This window comes from Acinetobacter sp. OYA S30 (genome assembly GCF_033599315.1).
Classification (GTDB): Bacteria; Pseudomonadota; Gammaproteobacteria; order Pseudomonadales; family Moraxellaceae; genus Acinetobacter; species Acinetobacter baumannii.
The window spans coordinates 165,688-187,455 of the sequence record NZ_JAWVAV010000002.1; the positions used below are offsets into that span (position 1 = coordinate 165,688).

General features: G+C 38.4%; 21 protein-coding genes. 10 read left to right on the forward strand and 11 right to left on the reverse strand.

Annotation, left to right across the window (positions count from 1 at the left end; translation table 11 throughout):
• Positions 1-102: 102 nt before the first annotated feature.
• From R5R67_RS02060 to R5R67_RS02085, 6 genes are all read right to left on the reverse strand, one after another.
• Positions 103-885: a GNAT family N-acetyltransferase gene (locus R5R67_RS02060; RefSeq protein ID WP_000890283.1), complete on the reverse strand. Its 783-nt coding sequence runs from the start codon at positions 883-885 to the stop codon at positions 103-105.
• 120 nt (positions 886-1,005) lie between these two features.
• The gene (argB, locus tag R5R67_RS02065) at positions 1,006-1,914 is read right to left on the reverse strand and encodes an acetylglutamate kinase (protein WP_001135419.1); all 909 of its coding nucleotides are present in this window, start codon (positions 1,912-1,914) and stop codon (positions 1,006-1,008) included.
• 14 nt (positions 1,915-1,928) lie between these two features.
• Positions 1,929-3,347: a phosphomannomutase/phosphoglucomutase gene (locus R5R67_RS02070; RefSeq protein ID WP_001102838.1), complete on the reverse strand. Its 1,419-nt coding sequence runs from the start codon at positions 3,345-3,347 to the stop codon at positions 1,929-1,931.
• A 198-nt stretch (positions 3,348-3,545) separates the two neighbouring features.
• Entirely contained in the window at positions 3,546-3,998 is a 453-nt protein-coding gene (gene dut, locus R5R67_RS02075; protein ID WP_000868152.1) for a dUTP diphosphatase, read from the reverse strand.
• 23 nt (positions 3,999-4,021) lie between these two features.
• Positions 4,022-6,061, reverse strand: coding sequence for a DNA helicase Rep (gene rep / locus R5R67_RS02080; protein ID WP_000093035.1), 2,040 nt, complete (start codon positions 6,059-6,061; stop codon positions 4,022-4,024).
• Between the two features lie 193 nt (positions 6,062-6,254).
• Positions 6,255-6,908: an OmpA family protein gene (locus R5R67_RS02085; RefSeq protein ID WP_001202415.1), complete on the reverse strand. Its 654-nt coding sequence runs from the start codon at positions 6,906-6,908 to the stop codon at positions 6,255-6,257.
• A gap of 244 nt (positions 6,909-7,152) precedes the next feature.
• Here R5R67_RS02085 and R5R67_RS02090 point away from each other — a divergent pair, with 244 nt between their 5' ends.
• The 7 genes from R5R67_RS02090 (at position 7,153) to R5R67_RS02120 (ending at position 12,202) form a co-directional block, all read left to right on the forward strand.
• The gene (locus R5R67_RS02090; RefSeq protein ID WP_000100970.1) at positions 7,153-8,079 is read left to right on the forward strand and encodes an acyltransferase; all 927 of its coding nucleotides are present in this window, start codon (positions 7,153-7,155) and stop codon (positions 8,077-8,079) included.
• 16 nt (positions 8,080-8,095) lie between these two features.
• Positions 8,096-9,142 (forward strand): hypothetical protein, encoded by a 1,047-nt coding sequence (locus R5R67_RS02095; RefSeq protein WP_001181636.1) that lies wholly within the window; start codon positions 8,096-8,098, stop codon positions 9,140-9,142.
• A gap of 121 nt (positions 9,143-9,263) precedes the next feature.
• Positions 9,264-9,986, forward strand: a complete 723-nt coding sequence (gene minC, locus R5R67_RS02100; RefSeq protein ID WP_000763678.1) for a septum site-determining protein MinC — start codon at positions 9,264-9,266, stop codon at positions 9,984-9,986.
• A 70-nt stretch (positions 9,987-10,056) separates the two neighbouring features.
• The gene (minD, locus tag R5R67_RS02105) at positions 10,057-10,869 is read left to right on the forward strand and encodes a septum site-determining protein MinD (protein WP_001074362.1); all 813 of its coding nucleotides are present in this window, start codon (positions 10,057-10,059) and stop codon (positions 10,867-10,869) included.
• 2 nt (positions 10,870-10,871) lie between these two features.
• Positions 10,872-11,144 carry a cell division topological specificity factor MinE gene (gene minE, locus R5R67_RS02110; protein ID WP_000896934.1) on the forward strand — a complete coding sequence of 91 codons (273 nt, stop codon included), beginning with the start codon at positions 10,872-10,874 and terminating at the stop codon, positions 11,142-11,144.
• Between the two features lie 83 nt (positions 11,145-11,227).
• A complete protein-coding gene (locus tag R5R67_RS02115; RefSeq protein ID WP_001218560.1) occupies positions 11,228-11,515 on the forward strand; it encodes a PA4642 family protein in 288 nt (95 codons plus the stop codon).
• A gap of 147 nt (positions 11,516-11,662) precedes the next feature.
• Entirely contained in the window at positions 11,663-12,202 is a 540-nt protein-coding gene (locus tag R5R67_RS02120; protein ID WP_001067701.1) for a hypothetical protein, read from the forward strand.
• 55 nt (positions 12,203-12,257) lie between these two features.
• On the opposite strand, the gene rhtC is transcribed toward R5R67_RS02120, so the two are convergent.
• Both rhtC and R5R67_RS02130 read right to left on the reverse strand, forming a co-directional pair.
• Complete coding sequence (gene rhtC / locus R5R67_RS02125) at positions 12,258-12,878, reverse strand: threonine export protein RhtC (protein ID WP_000959259.1); 621 nt, start codon at positions 12,876-12,878, stop codon at positions 12,258-12,260.
• A 149-nt stretch (positions 12,879-13,027) separates the two neighbouring features.
• Complete coding sequence (locus R5R67_RS02130; RefSeq protein ID WP_000127840.1) at positions 13,028-16,060, reverse strand: DNA translocase FtsK; 3,033 nt, start codon at positions 16,058-16,060, stop codon at positions 13,028-13,030.
• A 269-nt stretch (positions 16,061-16,329) separates the two neighbouring features.
• Between R5R67_RS02130 and trxB the strand changes: the two genes are divergently transcribed.
• From trxB to R5R67_RS02145, 3 genes are all read left to right on the forward strand, one after another.
• Positions 16,330-17,277 (forward strand): thioredoxin-disulfide reductase, encoded by a 948-nt coding sequence (gene trxB / locus R5R67_RS02135; protein WP_001276148.1) that lies wholly within the window; start codon positions 16,330-16,332, stop codon positions 17,275-17,277.
• Between the two features lie 119 nt (positions 17,278-17,396).
• The gene (aat, locus tag R5R67_RS02140) at positions 17,397-18,128 is read left to right on the forward strand and encodes a leucyl/phenylalanyl-tRNA--protein transferase (protein ID WP_000854788.1); all 732 of its coding nucleotides are present in this window, start codon (positions 17,397-17,399) and stop codon (positions 18,126-18,128) included.
• 18 nt (positions 18,129-18,146) lie between these two features.
• Positions 18,147-18,962, forward strand: coding sequence for an arginyltransferase (locus tag R5R67_RS02145; RefSeq protein WP_000844343.1), 816 nt, complete (start codon positions 18,147-18,149; stop codon positions 18,960-18,962).
• A gap of 44 nt (positions 18,963-19,006) precedes the next feature.
• On the opposite strand, the gene rimI is transcribed toward R5R67_RS02145, so the two are convergent.
• The 3 genes from rimI to R5R67_RS02160 form a co-directional block, all read right to left on the reverse strand.
• Positions 19,007-19,462: a ribosomal protein S18-alanine N-acetyltransferase gene (gene rimI, locus R5R67_RS02150; protein WP_000621543.1), complete on the reverse strand. Its 456-nt coding sequence runs from the start codon at positions 19,460-19,462 to the stop codon at positions 19,007-19,009.
• 108 nt (positions 19,463-19,570) lie between these two features.
• A complete protein-coding gene (locus R5R67_RS02155) occupies positions 19,571-20,446 on the reverse strand; it encodes a metal-dependent hydrolase (RefSeq protein WP_000992291.1) in 876 nt (291 codons plus the stop codon).
• Positions 20,447-20,683: 237 nt separating this feature from the next.
• Entirely contained in the window at positions 20,684-21,565 is an 882-nt protein-coding gene (locus tag R5R67_RS02160) for a metal-dependent hydrolase (protein WP_000992299.1), read from the reverse strand.
• Positions 21,566-21,768: the final 203 nt, after the last annotated feature.

Here is a 21,768-nt window from a genome sequence, read left to right on the forward strand (position 1 = left end):
TTTAAACTTTCACTTCATTACCCCATGCGTACTATTGTGCATGAGAGTAAATTGGCTTGTAAATCCCAATATGCGCTCGCTATTACAAAATATAAGATAACTTTATCGCTGAGCCATTTTGTTCATTACAAACGAAGTGGCAATTTTATTCACTTCTAAAAATACAAAGTAATCGAGACAGTTAAATTCAGCATCAAAGAAAGCATCTTTGGATAATTTAGACTGCATACTCAAATACATTTGGAATAGTTTCGGCATCCGCTCGTCTTGAGGGAAACTAAACTCCGGATATTCAGGTTCATAGATTTTTTTAGAACGAATATCGATGGTTTTAGTGTCCGGTAATTGCTGAATTTGACGGTGTGTATAGTACGCTCTAGCCAAATTATCTTGCAGATGAATACTGACACATCCCATCAAATATTTAGCGCGCATTGACCACAATACTTTAGGTGCAAGATTCAGCCATAATGTTGAAAGTGCCTTACCATTACGAAAACGTGGATGCACACAAGTACGCCCTATCTCTAATACATTTGGCAAATGTGACAAGTGTGGGACAATATCAAACTCATTAGCACTGTAACTTTGCCCTATTTCATGGCCTTGGAAGAGCTTAAGTCGTGTATAAGCAACAATTTCTCCTGTCCATTTTTCTCTTAATACAGCATGCTCACAGCCAAAATCGTAAATATCTTGATCTAAATTATCTTCAAACTGAATGCCGAATTGTTTACTAAATTGTTGTGCACGAAACCGTTGTACATCTTGTAATTCTTTTAAATTATCAACCCATTCAAAGCGGAATTGTGTTTGATTGTTAGCCTTATGGCGATTTAAAGGTAAAGTCCAGGTTTGGCGATATTGATTAAATTTTTCCAGCATAATGAACGCTCCTAGTGACACCCACTACACTAGTCAAAGCTCATGACAAAAAAATGACTAAAATTAAATGGCATAAAAAAAGACCACTTAGCGTGATCTTTTAATAAAAATTAATAAGAATTAGTGAGTCGTTTGTGTACGGTTAGAAATGAGCGTACCGACCCCGTGATCTGTAAAGATTTCAAGTAATGTTGCGTGCGGTACACGACCGTCAACAATATGTGCGCTCACAACACCACCTTTTACAGCGTCAAGCGCACAGCCTACTTTAGGAATCATTCCACCGTAAATTACGCCTGTTTCGATTAAACGGTCAACTTCTTGTGTCGTTAAACCGGTTAAAAGGTTTTTGTTTTCATCTAATACGCCACTAATATTAGTCAGCAGAATTAATTTTTCTGCGCCTAATGCTTCTGCGACCTTCCCAGCCACCAAGTCAGCATTAATATTGTAAGTATTACCTTTTTCATCAACACCTAATGGAGCAATAACAGGAATAAAGTCGCTTTGGGTAAACATCTCTAATACATCAGTTTTAACCCCGGTCACCTCACCAACCATACCTAAGTCGATATGTTTGATCGAACCGTCCTCTTCTTGTTTTTCCATTAATAACTTACGGGCACGTAATAAGTTACCATCTTGACCAGTCAAACCAATTGCACGGCCGCCGTGTTTATTAATCAAATTAACAATAGATTTGTTTACGCTACCGCCTAGGACCATTTCAACCACTTCCATCGTAGCTTCATCGGTCACACGCATACCATCAATACGGTCAGACTCACGTCCTAATTGCTTTAAGAAAGAGTCAACTTGTGGGCCACCGCCATGCACAACAATCGGGTTTAAACCCACAGTTTTAAGTAAAACGATATCGCGGGCAAATGAACTTTCCAATTCAGGATCAGTCATCGCATTACCACCGTATTTCACCACCAGCGTCTTACCAGAAAAACGTTGAATATATGGCAAAGCTTCAATCAAGATTTTTGCTTTGTCGACGCCGAGATGCTGATCTTGTGGCATTGCGCCTCTCCTTATTAGGCCTCAGAAAGTTCTTGTGCAATTTGCGGATAACGCTCTTGCAACATATCAATAAATTTTTGCTGGATTTCCTTTAAACGTAAAGGATTATCAGCGTCAAATCTTACGGTAAAATACTCACCTGTATTTGATGCTCGAATAATGCCAAAACCATCATCAAAATCAAGACGTACGCCATCAATTTTACTAATTCGAGCACCCAAACGATGGCTTAAAATTTCAATATCTTGTAGTACATGTTTAGGGTCGGAATGATGGGTACCAATATAAGTATCTTCGGTACAGCACCTTTCAGGATAATTAGAAAATAAATCAGAAATTGTTGTCGCACTCGACTCGGTGAAATATTCCATTACACGTAATGCAGCGTACAAACCATCGTCATACCCAAAACCACGCCCATCATTAAATACATAATGACCCGCGTATTCGCCCCCAAAAATAGCGTTACCATTTGATTGAGATAAATACGCGCGGAGGAAGCTACTTCCCGTGCGAATCATTTTGGGTTTACCACCAAGTCGTTCTACAGTTCTTTGAACCATGAGTGAGCATTTCACATCAAATACAATTTCTTTGTCTGGTTGCTGCTCCAGACACATTTGTGCAAATAGTGACAATAAACGGTCAGCGGTAAGTATATTGGCTTTTTCATCAAGCAATACGACACGGTCGCCATCGCCATCAAGGGCAATACCAATATCTGCCCCCTGTTCAATAATCGTTTTACGTAGTTCTTTTAAATGCGCAGCATGTGAAGGGTCTGGTGCGTGATCAGGGAACTCACCATTTGGAGTCGTACGTAAAGCAATGACTTCACAACCCATTTTTTCAAGTACGAGTTTTGAGCAATGCCCTGCCGATCCATGCAGGCCATCTAATACAACTTTTAAAGGACGCTTGAGTTGAATATCGTTAAAGATTGCTTGTTGGTATTTTTTACAAAATTCTGAATTAAATTGAGGAGTTGATAATTCTAATAATGAAATTGCATGAGTAGGTACATATGTTTGCGCAAATTCACCTACTTGCTGGATCATTTCAGGAGATGGAGGTTCACCTCTTAAAATCCATTTAATACCATTATCTGATTTAGGGTTATGGCTAGCTGTTACCATTATGCCATTACCACCAAACTCCCGTGCAATGTAGTACATCATCGGGGTTGAGCAACAACCAATATTTGTAACATTTAAACCCTGCTCTACTAATATCTCTTCGATTAAATGCGCATAAGCCGGACTCGTTAAGCGCGCATCATAACCAATGATCAGTTGAGTTTGTTCTGCTTGTTTATATTGTTGTGCCAATCCATAGGCAATTGAACGGACGACGTCCGTAGTTAAATAAGAAAGTTTGCCTCTAATATCGTAAGCACGGAAAATATTTTTTGGAAATGAGTGTCTTACATTCATAGCGTATCTTCTATTTAAAGATCAATTTGATCTATCGCAAAAACATAGAGTATTCAAAAACTGAAAAATGGGTATTTGCTAAAAAAGTTAAAAGAATATGAGTAAAGCGTTTTGTAATATAATTCATTGTAACATTCAAGGTGTAAAAAGAAACACTTGTAAAACAAGCGTTTCTTTTCATTATTTTTTATAAATTAATTATTGTTTACCAGTGTGACCAAAGCCGCCTGCGCCACGTAAAGTTTCTTCAAATTCCTCTACTTGCTCAAATTCAGCCTGAACTACTGGAACTAAAACATACTGTGCTAAACGCTCACCCGGTTCTAAACGGAAGGTGGTTTGACCACGGTTCCACACTGAAACCATCAACTCACCTTGATAGTCTGAATCAATCAAACCAACTAAGTTGCCAAGCACGATACCGTGTTTATGGCCTAAACCTGAACGCGGTAAAATTAAACCAGCAAAATTCACATCATGAATATAAATTGCCATACCTGTTTTAACCAAAACAGTTTGGCCTGGTTCAATCTCAATTGCTTCATCTAAACAGGCACGTAAATCTAAACCTGCTGACCCTGCTGTTGCATATGAAGGTAAAGGCCACTCTTTACCTAAACGCGGATCGAGCAATTTAACTTGAACTTTCATGGGATTTCCTAAAAATTAAAAAATTAACGCTTTAATAAAGCTTTTAAATTTGCCAAATATTGTTGAGCCTGTTCTTTAGGATCAACATTTGCTGCAATTTTCTTTTTACGCCCTAACCATTCGAGCTCATCTTGCGGAAGCTCATCGAGGAAACGGCTTGGAGTCATCTGTTTCATTTGACCACCATTTTTACGCTGCTCTGCCAAAGTCAAAGTTAAGCCTTGACGTGCACGGGTAATTCCCACGTACATAAGACGGCGTTCTTCTTCAATAGTTTCAGCAGCAATTGAGTTCTTATGCGGCAACAGCTCTTCTTCAAGACCCATAATATAGACATATGGGAATTCCAAACCTTTAGCGGCATGTAGAGTAAGTAAGTTCACTTTATCAGTGTCTTCTTCCTCTTGCTGTTGCTCTAACATATCAAGCAAGACTAGTTTTCGAATCACACTTTCAATGTTCTTTTCATCAACATCTTCAGCACGATTAATTAAGTTTTGAATACTACTAAACAAGTTCTCGATATTATCGAGTTTACTTTTCTCTTGCGCAGGCGTTGCGGACTGCTCACGAATATAGTCGATATAACCCGCTTCATTCATCATTTGACGAACTTTAGGCACAGGCTCATCATCTTCCAACAGCTCACGTGTAAACGTCGAGATAAAATCAGCAAACTCATGCAATTGAGTTTCTGCCTTTTTAGGAAGCACCATACTTAAGCGTTGGTCAGAAGAAGCACCAAGTAAAGACAAATTGTTTTCTTGTGCAAATAAGCCTAACTTCTCAAGAGTAACTGGGCCAATCGCACGTTTAGGCGTATTAATAATACGTAAGAAAGCACTGTCATCTTCTGGGTTAATAATAAGACGTAAATAACTCATTACATCTTTAATTTCTGCACGAGCGAAGAACGATGTACCGCCAGAGAGTTTGTACGGAATCTGCATTTGGCGAAGTTGTGTTTCCAATACACGTGCCTGGAAGTTACCACGGTACAATACAGCGTAATCTTTCCAGTTCTTACCATTCATAAGTTTGTGAGTCAGTAAGTCTTTGACTACACGTTCTGCTTCATCATCATCATTACGACAGGTAATAATTCTGATGACTTCACCATGGCCTTTATCACTCCACAATTTTTTATCAAAAATATGCGGGTTATTTTGAATCACACAGTTCGCAGCTTTCAAAATACGGCTGGTCGAGCGGTAATTTTGTTCAAGCTTAATAATATGAAGATTTGGGAAATCCTGTTTAAGCAAAGCCATGTTTTCAGGCTTAGCCCCACGCCATGCATAAATCGACTGGTCATCATCACCTACGGCTGTAAACTGCCCCATTACGCCAACTAGTAATTTCACCAAAATATATTGCGCGGTGTTGGTATCTTGATACTCATCCACTAGCAAGTAACGAACACGGTTTTGCCACTTGTCACGCACTTCTGCATTTTCTTGCAATAAGCGGGTAGGCATAACAATGAGGTCATCAAAATCAACTGCATTGTAGGCACGTAAATTACGTTCATAAAGTTGATAAAGATGGGCAAACTGGACATCTTCAGGAGTTTCGCACGTCGAATGTGCTTGTTCAGGCAAAATCAGATCGTTTTTCCAATCTGAAATTTTCTTCATTGCCTTGGCAATTAGCTCTTTACTCTCTGCACCCGATAAATTATCGCGATGCATCAAATCCATCAAAATACGTTTACAGTCATCTGCATCCAAAATCGAAAAATTAGCTTTTAAAGGTAAATTTTTAAGTTCTAAACGTAAAAGATTTAAACCAAAAGTATGGAAGGTCGAAACGGACAAACCTTTTGCTTCTTCACGTGATAAAAGCTTAGTGACACGCTCTTTCATTTCGCGTGCAGCTTTATTGGTAAAGGTCATCGCTGTAATACGATGTGCAGGAATACGGCAATGTTGCACCAAATAGGCAATTTTACGCGTAATTACCGATGTTTTACCTGAACCAGCGCCAGCAAGCACCAATAAAGGGCCTTGAGTATATTTCATGGCTTCTTCTTGCTTGTTGTTCAGTTGACTGGCAGATGACATCGTGTATTACCTCTTAATTTTTCGAGCATGATTATAGTCATCTCTTTTTTAGAATCCCAATAGTAAATCTACGGATATGTATAAATGATGTCTAATAATGCAATTTATGCGCCGCAGAATGTCGTGATTATTTTTTATACTTTACCCATAAAAAAACCACCCGAAGGTGGTTTTTGAAACAATAAACTAGATCTTATTGTTTAGCGTAAATGCTGATTTCTACACGGCGGTTTTGTTCACGACCAGAAGCAGTTGAGTTGTCTGCGATTGGGTTAGAAGAACCATAACCTTGTGCATCGATACGGCTAGATGGGACACCTTTACCAGCTAAATAGTTTTTAACTGACTGAGCACGCGCTTGAGATAATGGGATGTTAATAGAGTCATTACCAGTGTTATCTGTATAACCAGTAACTAAAATCGCGCTCTTGTTATCTTCAGCCAATGTTTGAGCTACTTTGTCCAAAGTTGCATAGAAGTTTGGCTTGATGTTTGATTTGTTAGTATCAAAAGTAATGCTACCAGGCATGATCAATTGAACAGAACCATCTGGGTTACGGCCTACTTCTACACCAGTACCAGCCATTTGTTCGCGTAATTTTTTCTCTTTTTGGTCAAGATATAAACCGCCAGCTGCACCAAGAACTGCACCAATTGCCGCAGCACGGTTGTTTTGACGGCTAGAGTTTGCATTTGATTTAGAAATACCGTAGCCAGCTGCTGCGCCGATCAAAGTACCTAATGCGGCTTTATCGTATTCAACGCCACCAAGGTTATTACCTGTTGTTTGACAACCAGAAAGTACTACTGCTGCCCCTACCACTGTTGAAATAACTAATGCACGCATTGCATGCCTCCTCACTTTGAGTGTTTTGTTGTTGAATGAATAATGAAACAAAAAGGAAGTATAAAACATTGATATTTTGTTAATAATAAACAGTTTAGTTATTTTTTTGTAATATTTTGATGCACTTTAAGGTGTGCACTCATCACAATTTCTTCATTGTTGTCTAAGATACCGTTGTATTTCATTTCACGATAGTTATAGTTGAACAACTTTCTATGGATTTTGGATATTCGGGGCCATTTATATGTCAACTGCACCCAATAAGCAATCTGCGCTAAAAAAAATTACACGTGGACTCACTGTAGGTACAGTCATCACAGGTAGCACTTTTTTTCATGGACCACCTGTCTTAGCTTTAGGTTTAACAAAGCTATTTAAAAAGTCTTCAAAAATTGATGAAACCAATATTCAAATTACTAATAGCTGGCTTGGTGTCAATAATTGGCTCATTGATCATGTTTTACCTAATTTAAAATGGGACATTAGCATTGACGAAGACCTTGATCTGAATATGCAAGGCCGTTATTTAATGACTTGTAACCATCAAAGTTGGGTTGATACCACGGTAAACCAATATTTCGGGTTAACCCGTATGCCGCTTACCCGCTTTTTTACCAAGTGGGAACTCATCTTTATTCCTTTCGTGGGTCAAGCTTTTAAAATCTTAGGCTTCCCAATGATGAAGCGTCATACAAAAGAGCAAATCGCGAAAAACCCTGAACTCAAAGACCGAGATATGATGGAAGCACGTAAAGCGTGTGAACAGCTCTTAAGTCAACCTTTTACATTATTAAATTATTTGGAAGGGACTCGTTTTACTCAGGAAAAACACGACCAACAAAAATCACCATATAAACATTTATTAAAACCTAAAGCAGGTGGTTTGGCTCTGGCGTTAAATATTTTGGGCGACAAAATTGATGCTTTAGTTGATATGACCATTGTCTATCCTGATGGCGTACCAGGTTATGGCGATTTCTGGCTAGGCAACGTTTCAAAAATTGCGGTCAATCTTCGAAAAATTGAAATACCAGACTGGGTTCTCGGGGGCAATTATGAAGATGACCCAGTTTACCGTGAACGTTTTCAACAATGGGTACATGAACTCTGGACTGAAAAAGATCAGCTCATCGAGAAAATGAAAGCTCAATACGCGACTACGAATCTTTAAAAAAGAATCCACTTTTATGCAAAACAGTTCCGGAAAGCAAACGAAATATCACCGTGTAGATTCAAGCAGCCTTTCATTTAAGCTGTTTTTGGTCTACGACATCTTTATGGTGTTTATTATCATTTTCAATCTGTTCTGTCTTGCAGCCAATTTCTTTTTAATGAGCAGTATTGGGGCATGGTTCTTTGAACATATCCATTTGCCCCAAATATTGTCTTTCTACCGTACCCATTTACATCCGTGGGTTATTACCTCTGAAGCCTGGTTTATTGGTTTTCTAATTATTGAACTACTGGTCCGTTGGGGAATTGCTATCGTTTATAAACATCATAAGCGTTGGTTCTTCTTCCCTTTCATTCACTGGTATGAAATTTTAGCTATTATTCCTCAGCTACGTTTTCTACGTTTATTCCGTGCCGGGATTATTGCATACCGTTTACACGAACTTGGTTACCCGGTTATTCCTGAAAGCTGGAGAAAGACAGGGCTCTTTTATTACCGTGTGGTTATGGAAGAGTTGTCGGACCGCGTGGTGATTACCGTAATTGACGGTATTCGATACGAGCTTGAAACGAGTTCTAGCCATAAACAAATTATTCATGATTTGGTTAATCATCATCGTGAACAATTTACCGTAACCCTAACTGCCCTATTACAAGAATCTTTAGCAACTGCTTTAAAAGAACAAAAGCCTGCAATCACCCGAGCTGTCGGACAAATCGTAGATCAGGCAATAGAAGATACGCCTGAATTAACACAATTATTAAGGCTTATTCCACTTGTAGGGGGACGTATTGAGCAACAAATTCAAAGTATTGGTCAACGTCTTGGTGAAAATATCAGTGCTGGTTTAATAGAACCGTTAATTGAAGGTTCAGCCGCACATCCTAATTCAACTTACCAATTAATTTCTCAAAAAATTAGCCATATAAATATTGATAACCATGAACTTGAGCAGCTGGTTGAGTCTGTCGTTTTTGAAACGCTAGAAGCTGTCCGTAAACAAGTTAAAGTTAAACAGTGGCAACAAACACTCGCGGAGTATGATCGAATCAAAGAATAAGCATTTATTTATTTTTTTATAAATCACGCTAGAGAATTGGTACGATTTGTTCTAGCATTTGCTCTATTTACAATAAACTTAACGATATTACAGCTCGTTTTAACGCCTTGAAGGAAGACTTATGGCTGATATCCGGATTACCGGCAGAATGGTTAACTTTAGCAGGATAACCTTCGATACGAATGATCATGATGTGATCCGCCAGCAATTATCAAATATATTAAATGAAGGTTCCTATCAGGGAACTGTCGTTATTATAGATAGTACTGTTGAACAAGAGCTTATTGCTTTAATTCAGCTGTTAGTCAGCATGGGCTTACAGCCTATGGCTGTCATTGACGGTATTTTAGGCGACGAAGCACGCGCCATTCAGTTCCCTGTATTACCTGCAGATCAGCCATTACAACGTATTAAACCAACTGCAGAGCAAGTTGCAATTGTAGAGAAGCCTACCTCTGCACAAGCTTCAGTAGAAACAAAAAAACCACTAAATAATAATGCAGTTGCCCATATTACCTCTTATCATGATGAAATTTTGCGTACAGGCCAATCTCTTGTACAAGACCAAGGCGATATTATTTTAAAAGCTGGCATGAATAGTGGTTCCGAAGTGATTGCTTCAGGAAATATACATATTTATGGCACGGTTCGTGGTAGAGTCATTGCTGGTGCGGGTGGGCACGCTGCTGCACGCATTTTTTGCCAATCTTTAGAGGCTGAACTCGTTTCCATTGCCGGAACATATTGTGTCGCAGATGATATCCCTAAACATGTGGTAAAAAAGCCAGTACATATTTATTTAAATGAAAAGCAAGAGCTTGAATTTGAAGCTCTAGAACTTTAGTTTATTAAGCAAATCACCAAAAAACAGCCCTTTTAAGGGTGTATGTATGACCATAATAGGAGTGGATTCGGTGGCCAAAATTGTTGTCGTAACATCAGGCAAAGGTGGTGTAGGTAAAACTACAACGAGTGCATCTTTTGCAACAGGTTTAGCCCTTCGTGGTCATAAAACTGTTGTGATTGACTTTGATGTAGGCTTACGTAACCTTGATTTAATTATGGGTTGTGAGCGTCGTGTTGTTTATGATTTCGTCAATGTAATTAATAATGAAGCACGTCTGCAACAAGCCCTTATTCGCGATAAAGATATCGAAAACCTTTACATTTTGCCGGCTTCCCAAACCCGTGATAAAGATGCTTTGAGCGACGAAGGTGTTGCTCGTGTAATTGATGAGCTTTCTCAAGAATTTGATTACATTATTTGTGACTCACCTGCGGGGATCGAGCGTGGTGCAATTTTAGCAATGTACCATGCAGATGAAGCAATCATTGTGACAAACCCTGAAATTTCTTCAGTACGTGACTCTGACCGCATCATCGGAATGTTAGATAGCAAAACTAAAAAAGTTGAACACAACGAAGGACGTATACGTAAACATTTATGTATTACACGTTTTAACCCTGAACGTGCTGACCGTCAGGAAATGCTGACGATTGATGATATTTCTAAAGATATTTTACGCGTACCGACATTAGGTGTTATTCCTGAATGTCCAAGTGTATTACAAGCATCAAACGAAGGTAAGCCAGTTATTCTGTATTCAGAAACTAAAGCTGGACAAGCGTATGATGACTTGGTTGCTCGCTTTCTTGGCGAAGACCGCCCTTATCGACACATCACAGCTCAACCTAAAGGCTGGTTAGCACGACTATTTGGAGCGTAGATATGGCAGGATTCTGGAGTAAATTATTTAGCAGTGAAGAAAAACCATCAAGTGCTCAAACTGCCAAAGATCGTTTAAAAGTCATTGTTGCATCAGAACAAGGTTTAGGCCGTCGTTTAAGCCAAGACAAAATTGACCAAATGAAGAAAGAAATTATGCAGGTGGTCAGTCGTTATGTTAGCGGTGTAGGTGAACAGCATATCCAAATGCAAGTTCGTTCTGAAGCAAACATTGAAATGTTAGAAATGAATATCAATTTACCTGAAGAACGATAATTCTATTTCTGACTATTCAATAAAACAGAATCAAGGCAAAATAACGCAAGTTATTTTGCCTTTTTTAAAATGAGGAGATTGTCATGGCATTATCACAGCCAGCTACTTTCAATGAAGAATGGTCCGATGAGCGTGTTTTTGCCTACCTCAACCAACTTCCTCCAAATGGTGTGAACGCAGACTTCCATGTGCTCTACCATGCTTTCAAACATATGCGTCCAAATGACTATGAACGTCTTTTAACTAAATTTGTCGCAGATGGACGAGATATTAATGCGACTAATCCGGAAGGCGAACGCATCCATGACGTGATTGCTAAATTCCCACGTCAATCAGCGCCGTTTTTAGAAGTTTTAGCAAAGTTTGCTTAAGCTTTTTTTATTTGAATAAGACTGCATAATTTATCTTAGTAAAATTTAGTAGATAGATTATGTGGTTCATTCAAATATCTAAATTATTTACTTTTATAAAAAATAATCTTAAAGTCATCAGCACTATTTCATTCCAAATATAAATTCATGAATCCAGAACCTACTAATTTAAATCAAACACAATCCATCCAATCAAATCATATAGAAAATTTAAAAGTTATTAGTGTTAATAAGTTTATCTTTCTATCCTTAATTTCCTTTGGCTTATACCCAATTTGGTGGATGTTTAAAGCATGGCGATTTTTTCTAATCAAAGATAAGTTAAATATTATGCCCGCTGCTCGTGCAATTTTTTCTATATTCTTTTTATATTCACTATTTAATCGGATAAAAACTTATGCAAAAGAACAAGGGTATATTAATGATTTCTCTTCAGGTTGGATGTATTTAGGATATCTCATTACATCTTTACTGGTTCGCCTACCTGATCCTTATTGGCTTATCTCTCTCTGCAGCATTATATTTTTAATACCAGCCTTTAAAGCGTTGAATTATGCACAAAAACAAATAGAAACAACAATTGAGCAAGAAAAATTCAATACACCTCAAATCATTTTAATTATTATAGGTTCTATCATGTGGCTGCTGATTCTTTTCAGTTTTGTTATATTATTCCTATATAAGTGATCTAAAAGTTAGTAATTAAAAAAGCCTCTTAAAGAGGCTTTTTTATTGTCTGGATTTATCGGTTTCCAATCAGGAAAATACCGAAAACGGTAAAAATACCACCTGAAATACCATCAATCCATTTTGAAAAATTACGGTAAGCGGCTCTAAAACTCGGTAATGAAAAAATAAAAGTCACAAAGCAGAACCATAAAATTGTTTCAACCGACACAATAATAAAAAGCAGCCAATGGACTTGATCAAGCTGAGGGTTTGCTAAAAATAAAGAGAATACACTACCAAAATAGATCACAGCTTTAGGGTTCGATAAATTGGTGAGTAATCCCTTCATAAAAAATAAATACGGCGCTTTCGGTAATTCAACAGTTGTCACCTCTTCCTGCTGATTTTTTGAAAATGCCGAACGTAACATTTGGTATCCTAACCAGCATAGGTATAAACCGCCTGCAATAAGTAAACCTTGCTTTAACCAAGCCATTTTCTCAAAAATAATATTTAAGCCCATCAATGCTAAAGAAGCCCAAAACATAACACCCGCTGTTATTCCTGCAACAACCAGCATTGCTTCTTTACGAGATCGGCTCACTGCGGTCTGTGATACCAGAAAAAAATCAGGCCCTGGAGTAATAAGCGCACAAAAATGAATAAAAGCTAACGTAATTAACGCGACTAACATGTTGTCCTCCTGATTTGTTTCATTGTTATTTATTGAGAAGCACACATTAGCATTTTTTACTATTTGATAAAATCTCAAACTACCCGTAGTAATTATTATTTTTAACCATAAAAAAAGCCTCCGAAGAGGCTTAATTTTAACTATAGATATTAAACTAAAATATCGCGCTTACCGTTGGCCCCCATAGCACTCACAATACCATTCTCTTCCATTTGATCAATGATACGAGCGGCACGGTTATAACCAAGGCTAAACTTACGCTGTAATGAAGATGTAGAAGCTTTTCGAGTTTCTAAAACAAACGATACACATTGATCATAAAGTGCATCACGGTCTGAACCACCATCACCTTCTTCAAAGCCACGCGAAGCAGGCTCCTCATCAAATGGAGTTAAGATCTCATCTACGTAGTCTGGTTCGCCACGTTCACGCCATGCATCACAAATACGGTTAACTTCATCATCACTAATAAATGCACCATGCACACGTTCTGGCTCAATTTTACCTGGCCCTAAGAACAGCATATCACCATGGCCTAACAAGTCTTCTGCACCACCTGCATCCAAAATAGTACGTGAGTCAATTTTACTGTTTACACGTAAAGCTACACGCGTTGGAATATTGGCTTTAATAAGACCCGTAATGACATCTACCGATGGACGTTGAGTTGCAAGCAATAAGTGAATACCAGCAGCACGAGATTTTTGCGCCAAACGTGTAATCATTTCTTCTGCTTTCTTACCAACTTGCATGATCATATCAGCGAACTCATCTGCCACAATCACAATTGATGGTAATGGCGTTAAACGAGGTGCACGCTCTTGTGTCGCTGAATCACTTGGTTTCCATGTTGGATCAATCAAGTCTTCTCCATTTGCAAGCGCTTCTTCAACTTTTCGGTTGTAGTCACTTAACTTACGAATTTTAAGGAACGACATAAGCTTATAACGGCGTTCCATTTCATTTACACACCAGTTTAATGCACTCACTGCATCTTTCATGTCAGTGACTACAGGCGTTAATAAATGCGGAATATCGTTGTAGTTTGCAAGTTCTAGCTGTTTCGGGTCAATTAAAATCAGACGCAATTGGTCAGGGGTATATTTAAGTAACATCGATAAAATCATCGAGTTAACGGCAACAGATTTACCCGAACCTGTAGTACCCGCAACCAACATATGCGGTGCTTTTGCCAAGTCTGTTAGTACCGGATTACCTGAAATATCTTTACCCATTGCCATACTAATGAGAGCACTTGGGTCACGATATGCGGGTGTTTCCAAGAGTTCAATCAAACGTACCATTTCACGAGCACTATTTGGAACTTCAATACCAATATATGGTTTACCCGGAATAACCTCTACTACACGTACAGAAGCCATAGACATTGAACGTGCCAAGTCACGGGAAATATTAGTCACTTTAGATGCTTTCACACCCGGTGCTAAATCTAATTCAAACCGTGTAACCACTGGACCCGGCTGAGCTTCAACCACTTGAGCCTTCACATTAAACTCTTGTAACTTGATCTCAAGTAGCTCAGACAAACGAGAAAGCTGTTCCTCGGTAAAGTTAACTTTCTTATTTGGATCAACCTTATCAAGCAATTCAAAGCCCGGTAATGTTGGTAAATCTAAACGCTTTTTAGCCACTTGCATGGCACGAGACATTGGTCGACCTGATGCATCTGTTAAAGGCGCATCAAAATCAAACTCATCCTCAAGGTCATCCTGAGGTTTTCCAGCAGTTTCCTGCCAAGCTTCAATAAATTCTTCTTTTGACAGCTTCTCTGCACCAATCGTAGTTTGAATAGGCGCTTTGACAAAAGCCGAAGATTGCGCATAGCTACTTGCCTTGATCGGTTGAGTTGCTGGCGGGATATCCTCATCAATCAATAAGTCGTCAAAATCATCAAAGACTTCTTCATTCGATAAATTTTTAGGTGACTGATTTAAATTCGATACAGGTACAGATGATTCAACTAATGTTTGAGGAGCTTGCGGTGTAACTTCTGGTTCAACATGATGATCTTGAACAAATGGCGTATGCACGTCAGTTGCCGTTTTACTATTTGGAACTGCAGCAAGTAGTTCATCAAAAATCTCATCATCATTCCAATCTAAACCTTGATGAGTATTCGATGGTTGATTTTGTTTAGCCTGATAAACTGTTTGCTGAAATTGCTCATGAGTCGAAGGCTGTTCACTTGAATCATCAGCAGCTCTTAACAGCGCATCAATTTCTTGTTTATGGCTTACATCATCACGCTGTAACGCACGCCAAACCTCCCCCGTAGCCACTAAACGCTCACTGTCTTTTTTAAGTTGTTGGGCTTGCTCAAGTGTACGCTCAAAGTTTTCTGGCTGAGGAGTTGGTTTTTCTTCAATCGTTTCAGGTTGACTTTGTTCTTTAGCTAAAACGTCAGCAAATAAACGCTCTGCTATTTCATCATGTCGTGTAGAGCTCGCTTTGCTTTGAGCCTTTTCTGGTTGGACATTTAGCTCTACTTCATCCGTAACTTCTTCTGCTTTAGGCATCTCTGCAACTTTTACCGTTGCTGCTTTATTCGCAGGCTGTGTGGTTAAGTCATAAGCAGATTCGTTAGGAGATACATTTTTATAGAATAAATCTTGTAAATAACCAGGCATTGCTTTGAGCGTAACCCATGTTTTGCTCCACTGCACCCCAAATGCCAAAGTGAACAATACCACTCCGAAAACAAGTAGAAATAATGTCGCACCATAAATTGTTAACAGTTGAGATAAGCTTTGCCCCAACTCATAACCAATAATCCCGCCTGCCGCATTATCTAAAGTATCTGCAGGTACATTCCAGTGAAGGTAAAGCAAACTCGACACAACAAGAATTAAGAAGAACTGCGCAGCATAACGGAATGGGCGGTTTAGAAAACTATGTGGCCACCAGACTTGAATCGCTTCAACAAATAGGAAGATTGGAATAAGTAAACTTGCCCAACCTAAAAAGCCAAACAGCAAATCTGCAATCCATGCACCGGCAATACCACTTGCATTGGATACTTGCTGAGTATCACTTGAAATATGCATCCAGCCCGGATCAAATGGTGTATATGTTACTGTCGCCAGAAACATATAAATCCCAAAAGAGACCAAGAATAATGTCATCAATAAGCGCTGTGCATAAACACTTGACACCGCAGTCATATACTGTCCTGTAACCCATTTAATTATTGGTTTAGAGATGTGAAGACCTACATTTCAGATCTTCAACGATTGAACTTTATATTATGCACCTGTTCTTACAAAAAAGGTGCATGATTCTTTACAGTTGTTGTTAACATAAGGCTCTTCTATATTGTTATATAACTTAATTCGATTGACCTGATCAATATTATCCACATTGATTTAACGCTATTGGTCGGCAATTTCACGTATAATTTTCAAAATTCTCGAAATAAATAAGGATACCCTCAATGAGTGCTCGTCATTCTCGGTTAATTATTCTCGGTTCTGGCCCTGCGGGTTATAGTGCAGCTGTTTATGCAGCACGTGCAAATCTTAAACCAACACTTATTGCAGGTTTACAGCTTGGCGGCCAACTTACAACAACAACCGAAGTTGACAACTGGCCGGGCGATCCTGAAGGTTTGACTGGTCCTGTCCTAATGGACCGTATGCAAGCACATGCTGAACGCTTTGGTACCGAACTTGTCTATGATCATATTAATGAAGTGGACTTAAGTGTACGTCCTTTTGTTCTTAAAGGTGATATGGATGAGTACACTTGTGATGCTTTAATTATTGCAACTGGTGCGACAGCTCAATATCTTGGCTTAGAGTCTGAACAAAAATTTATGGGTCAAGGCGTGAGCGCATGTGCAACATGTGATGGCTTCTTCTACAAGAACCAAAATGTGATGGTTGTTGGTGGCGGTAATACTGCTGTTGAAGAAGCACTTTATTTATCAAATATTGCTGAACATGTGACACTTGTACACCGCCGTGATTCTTTACGCTCTGAGAAGATTTTACAAGATCACTTATTTGCTAAAGAAAAAGAAGGCAAAATCAGTATCGTTTGGAACCATGAGGTTGAAGAAGTTCTTGGTGACAATACTGGCGTAACAGGTGTTCGCTTAAAATCTACGAAAGATGACAGCAAACAAGAAGTACAAGTTCAAGGCTTATTCATTGCAATTGGCCATAAACCAAATACCTCTATGTTTGAAGGTCAGCTAAACTTACGTGATGGCTATATCCAAGTACAAAGTGGTACTTCAGGTAACGCAACAGCGACTTCTGTAGCAGGCGTTTTTGCTGCTGGTGATGTTGCTGATAGTATTTATCGTCAAGCGATTACTTCGGCGGGTTCAGGCTGTATGGCTGCACTAGATGCCGAAAAATATCTAGATAACCTTTAAGTTTAGATATTTCAAACAGCCGTTTTATAACGGCTGTTTTTTTGGAATTTATAATAATTACTGGCTGCCCTGTATTAATTTTTATAGCATAGCCCTAAAGCACATATTATTTTGGTTTTATGAAAACACTGCCTCTATCTCAATATATTTTCCCAGATCCGGAGGAATCAGATCCAGATGGTCATGGTTTAATTTGTATAGGCGCTGACCTCTCCCCTTCCACACTCTATGAAGCGTATACACATGGGCTTTTCCCATGGTTTAATGAAGATGAACCCATTTGTTGGTGGAGCCCTGAACCACGCTGTATCATTTATCCTCAAAGCTATAAACCGAGTAAATCGCTTATTCGGAACATGAAAAAATATGATTACACCATTACGGTAAATCGTGCTTTTGAGCAAGTCATCCGCTCATGTTCACTACCTCGAAGCTATGCTAATGAAACATGGATTAGTGAAGATATTATTGAAGGCTATTGTGGAATGTTTGATGCCGGTTATGGCTATAGCGTAGAAGTCTGGCAAGAAGAGCAGCTGGTAGGTGGTTTATATGGGGTAACGATCGGTAAAGGTTGTTTTGGCGAGTCTATGTTTAGTACCCAAACCGATGTTTCTAAAATGGCTTTTTATACGTTAATGTTAATTGGTCAAGAAAATCAGCTTCCTTGGGTTGACTGTCAACTTGTAAATAGTCACTTAATTAGTCTTGGGGCTTGTACACTTTCTCGGCAAGAATATCTTAAATCGTTACAAGATGTAATTATTCACCCCTCTATCAATTGGAAAAAGTATCAAGAACGTGTATTTTCAAGTAAAACAATAGCATTAAATGCAAAATTAATGGAATGATAACAGGAGGGACCAATCATGAAATCATATCACCCGAAGTCCCTTTTAAATGATCTGCAATATTATATTACTCCACCTCATGATTGCAGCTATTTAGAAAATAAATCAGCACGCATGGTCTTTTTAGACCCGATTCATCGGATTGATGTGGTGACGCTTTCTGAATTATCGCGATTAGGTTTTCGTCGTAGTGGCGACTTTGTATACCGTCCTGAATGTCATTTATGCAGGCAGTGTTTATCTTGTCGTGTACCTGTTGCCGATTTCCAAATGAACAGCATGCAAAAAAAAGCATGGAAGCGAAATCAAGATCTCACCATGACTGTTCTACCAACACGGCAAGCCTCACAAATTCATTATGATCTATATGAACGTTACATTAACGAGCGCCATGCCGATGGTGATATGTTTCCGCCAAGTTTAGATCAGTTTGAAAAATTCTTGGTCCATAGCTGTACAGATAGTTTCTTCTTAGAACTATGGAAAGACAATCGTCTTATTAGCGTTTCGACTTGTGATTTAATGGATGATGGGTTATCTGCCGTCTATACGTTCTTTGACCCAGATGAACACCGTAGATCTTTAGGCGTTTATTCAATTCTGAATCAAATCGAATATGTAAAAACACTCGGTTTAGAATATGTCTACTTAGGCTATTGGGTTCCCCACTCAGCTAAAATGAACTATAAATCTCAATATACGCCGCTAGAACTTTTACTAGATGGGCAATGGCGCCGCTTAAATAGATCATTATCACCAGAAGAGATCAATCAGTTAGGCAATTCCCTCATGACCACATTACCTTCTGAATGGAATAATTTAATTATTAAATAATCTGCTTCTGTCTTGTTGTTCAAACAGCAACAAGACAGGCATTCTTAGAATAAAGAAGCAAAATCATCAGTACAGCTTTTTACCATAATAACGGCATTTTCACGTCCACCCTCTTGGGTTGGATAATAGTTACGACGCACATCAATTTGGTGAAACCCTGTTTTTTCGTATAAACCAATAGCAGCTTTATTACTTTCACGTACCTCTAGAAAAATTTGTACGGGGTGATTTTCTAAACGCTCAATCGACGCATCTAACAACTGATATCCTAATCCTTTACCTTGCATTTGAGGATCAATTGCCATGAGCAGTAAATTCGCTTCATCTAATACAGGTTGTAAAATACAAAAACCAACCACCTTATTATTTAATTCTATTACCGTACATTGGTAAGAATTTAAAGATTCTACAAATTGCTGCCTAGACCATGGGTGTGTTTGAACAAGCTTCTCAATTTGAGCAACACTATCAATATCTGAGGCTTGCATAGTACGAATCATGAGTTTCAACACATTTTTAGATTTCAAAGTAAACGTATTATAGAAACTTAAATAGAAAAAACGAGTAAAAAAAAGAGCAATTAAATTGCTCTTTTCCAGTCAGTTTTTTTAAAGACCTAATTTTTCACGCCAAGTGGCCAATAAAGCTGTCGTATCCGAATCATTTGGATGGAATTTTGGTCTTAAGAAATCTAATAATTCTGGAATTTGACGAGTCATAAAACCTTTACGGCCATACATGAACTTAAGCATGTATTTGGTATCTTTCCATGTTAATTTATCATCAGTCTTAAGTAACTTAGCAGTAAAATAAGACTGAGTAGCAAAAATTAAGGCCATTGCAATGATTAAAGCAGTTGAACGCATAAAATAAGCTTTTGGCCCCTGCCCATACATATTGGTATAGACATCAAACGCCACAGCTTTGTGTTCATTTTCTTCTACCGCATGCCACATCCATAAGTGATACATAGTGTCATCTTGGAACATGGCTTGAATTTCAGGGTTTTGTAAAAGCTCCGCCGCAATAGTTGAGGTAAAATGTTCTAAAGCACAGGTACCTGTTAAATCAATCATTTCTTTTGTATAACCAAAAGGTTTCATTAGCTTGGTTACAACCGCAGTACCTACTTTAATAACTTTACCTGTCTGTTTTTCCATTTTACGAACATCATATCCATACGCCTGCGCAGAAGCATTAAATGCTAGATGCTCTTTAGAATGCATAGCTTCTTGGCCAATAAAAGCACTTATTTCTTTTTGAAGTGCTGGATCAGCCAGTTTAGGATCGTTTCGCACAGCACGAGTACTGTTTACAAAGAACTGCTCGCCTTCCGGAAAAAGAGCCGATAATGCTGTCATAAAATGAGTTAATCCTGCATCGTAATTTGCCCAATAGCGTGGAACTTGAGCAAACTCAAAGTCCATACGACGCACAGGGAAACTTGCTCCGGCACGATTAGAAATATTTACTTTAGCATTCATGTCAGACTCCTTTAAGCGAATCAAAAATTCACTTATATCCTTATTTATTTTCTTAATATTTATAATAATACGCCTTTAAAGGCGCTATTTAAGTGCAGATGAGGCCAGCAAATTATCAGATGAGGTCATCAATAGCCTCATACTAGGGCAAAATTAACAAGTATCTTTTAAAAGTGAGTCATAATTTATAGACAATAAAAAAAGGACTGCTAACAGCCCTTTTCATTTACTTTCAGCTTAAAGTCCAAGTTTAGATTTCCAAGTTTTTAACAAACTAACCGTATCTAAATCATTCGGGTGGAAACCTGGTTTAAAATAAGCCAACATCTCTTTAGCCATACCCGTAATAATGCCTTTCGACGGGCTATAACCATATTTATAAATCACAAACAACTCATCTAAGTTTAATTTATGGTCTTGCTTTAAAAGACGAACCACAAACGAAGATTGAATTGCAAAAATAAGAGCCATTGCAAAAACAAGTGAACTTGTGCGTAAAGCATAAGCTTTTACACCTTTACCAAAGACACCTTCATACACATCAAATGCAACTGCTTTATGTTCATTTTCTTCTATTGCGTGCCAATACCACATGGTTGACATCGTTTTATCTGTCATCAACTCTTGAATATGGGTATTAACTAAAAGCTGAGATGCAATGGTTGCAGTAAAATGTTCAAGGGCTGTAGTAGCTGTCAGGTCCACCATTTCTTGCGTCATACCAAATGGTTTTACGAGCTTTGCAAAAGTTTTACGGGCAGTTTGAATAGCCGTATCGGTGAACTTTTCTAAAGTTTCAACATCATGACCAAATTTTTGGGCAGAAGCATTAAAGTTTACATGCTCTTGAGTATGCATCGCCTCTTGACCAATGAAAGCACTAATTTCTTTTTGTAGCTCTTCATTGTCTTTAATTGCTGGGTGATAACGCACAGCACGCACACTATCAATAAAGAACTTTTCACCAGCCGGAAATAGCGCAGATAACGCTGTCATAAAATGTGTAAGTCCAGCGGAACCATTCATCCAGTATTCTGGCACATCATTAAAATCAAAGTTCATACGACGTACAGGAAAGCTTGCCCCTGCACGATTTGTGATATTCACTTTAGCATTCATATTGAAAGCTCCTTACCAGTAACCTAAGTTACTTAAACTTTATTGTTCGTTTTCTTGATTCCTATCATACAAACTTAATAAAAAGGCTTAAGTGCAAATAGGGACATTGAAGTATCAGTTAAGGCCAGCTTTCAACTGAATTGTCTAACAATTCGATATAAAAAAAGCGCCCCAAAAGGAGCGCTCTTTTCACTGAAAAGTGA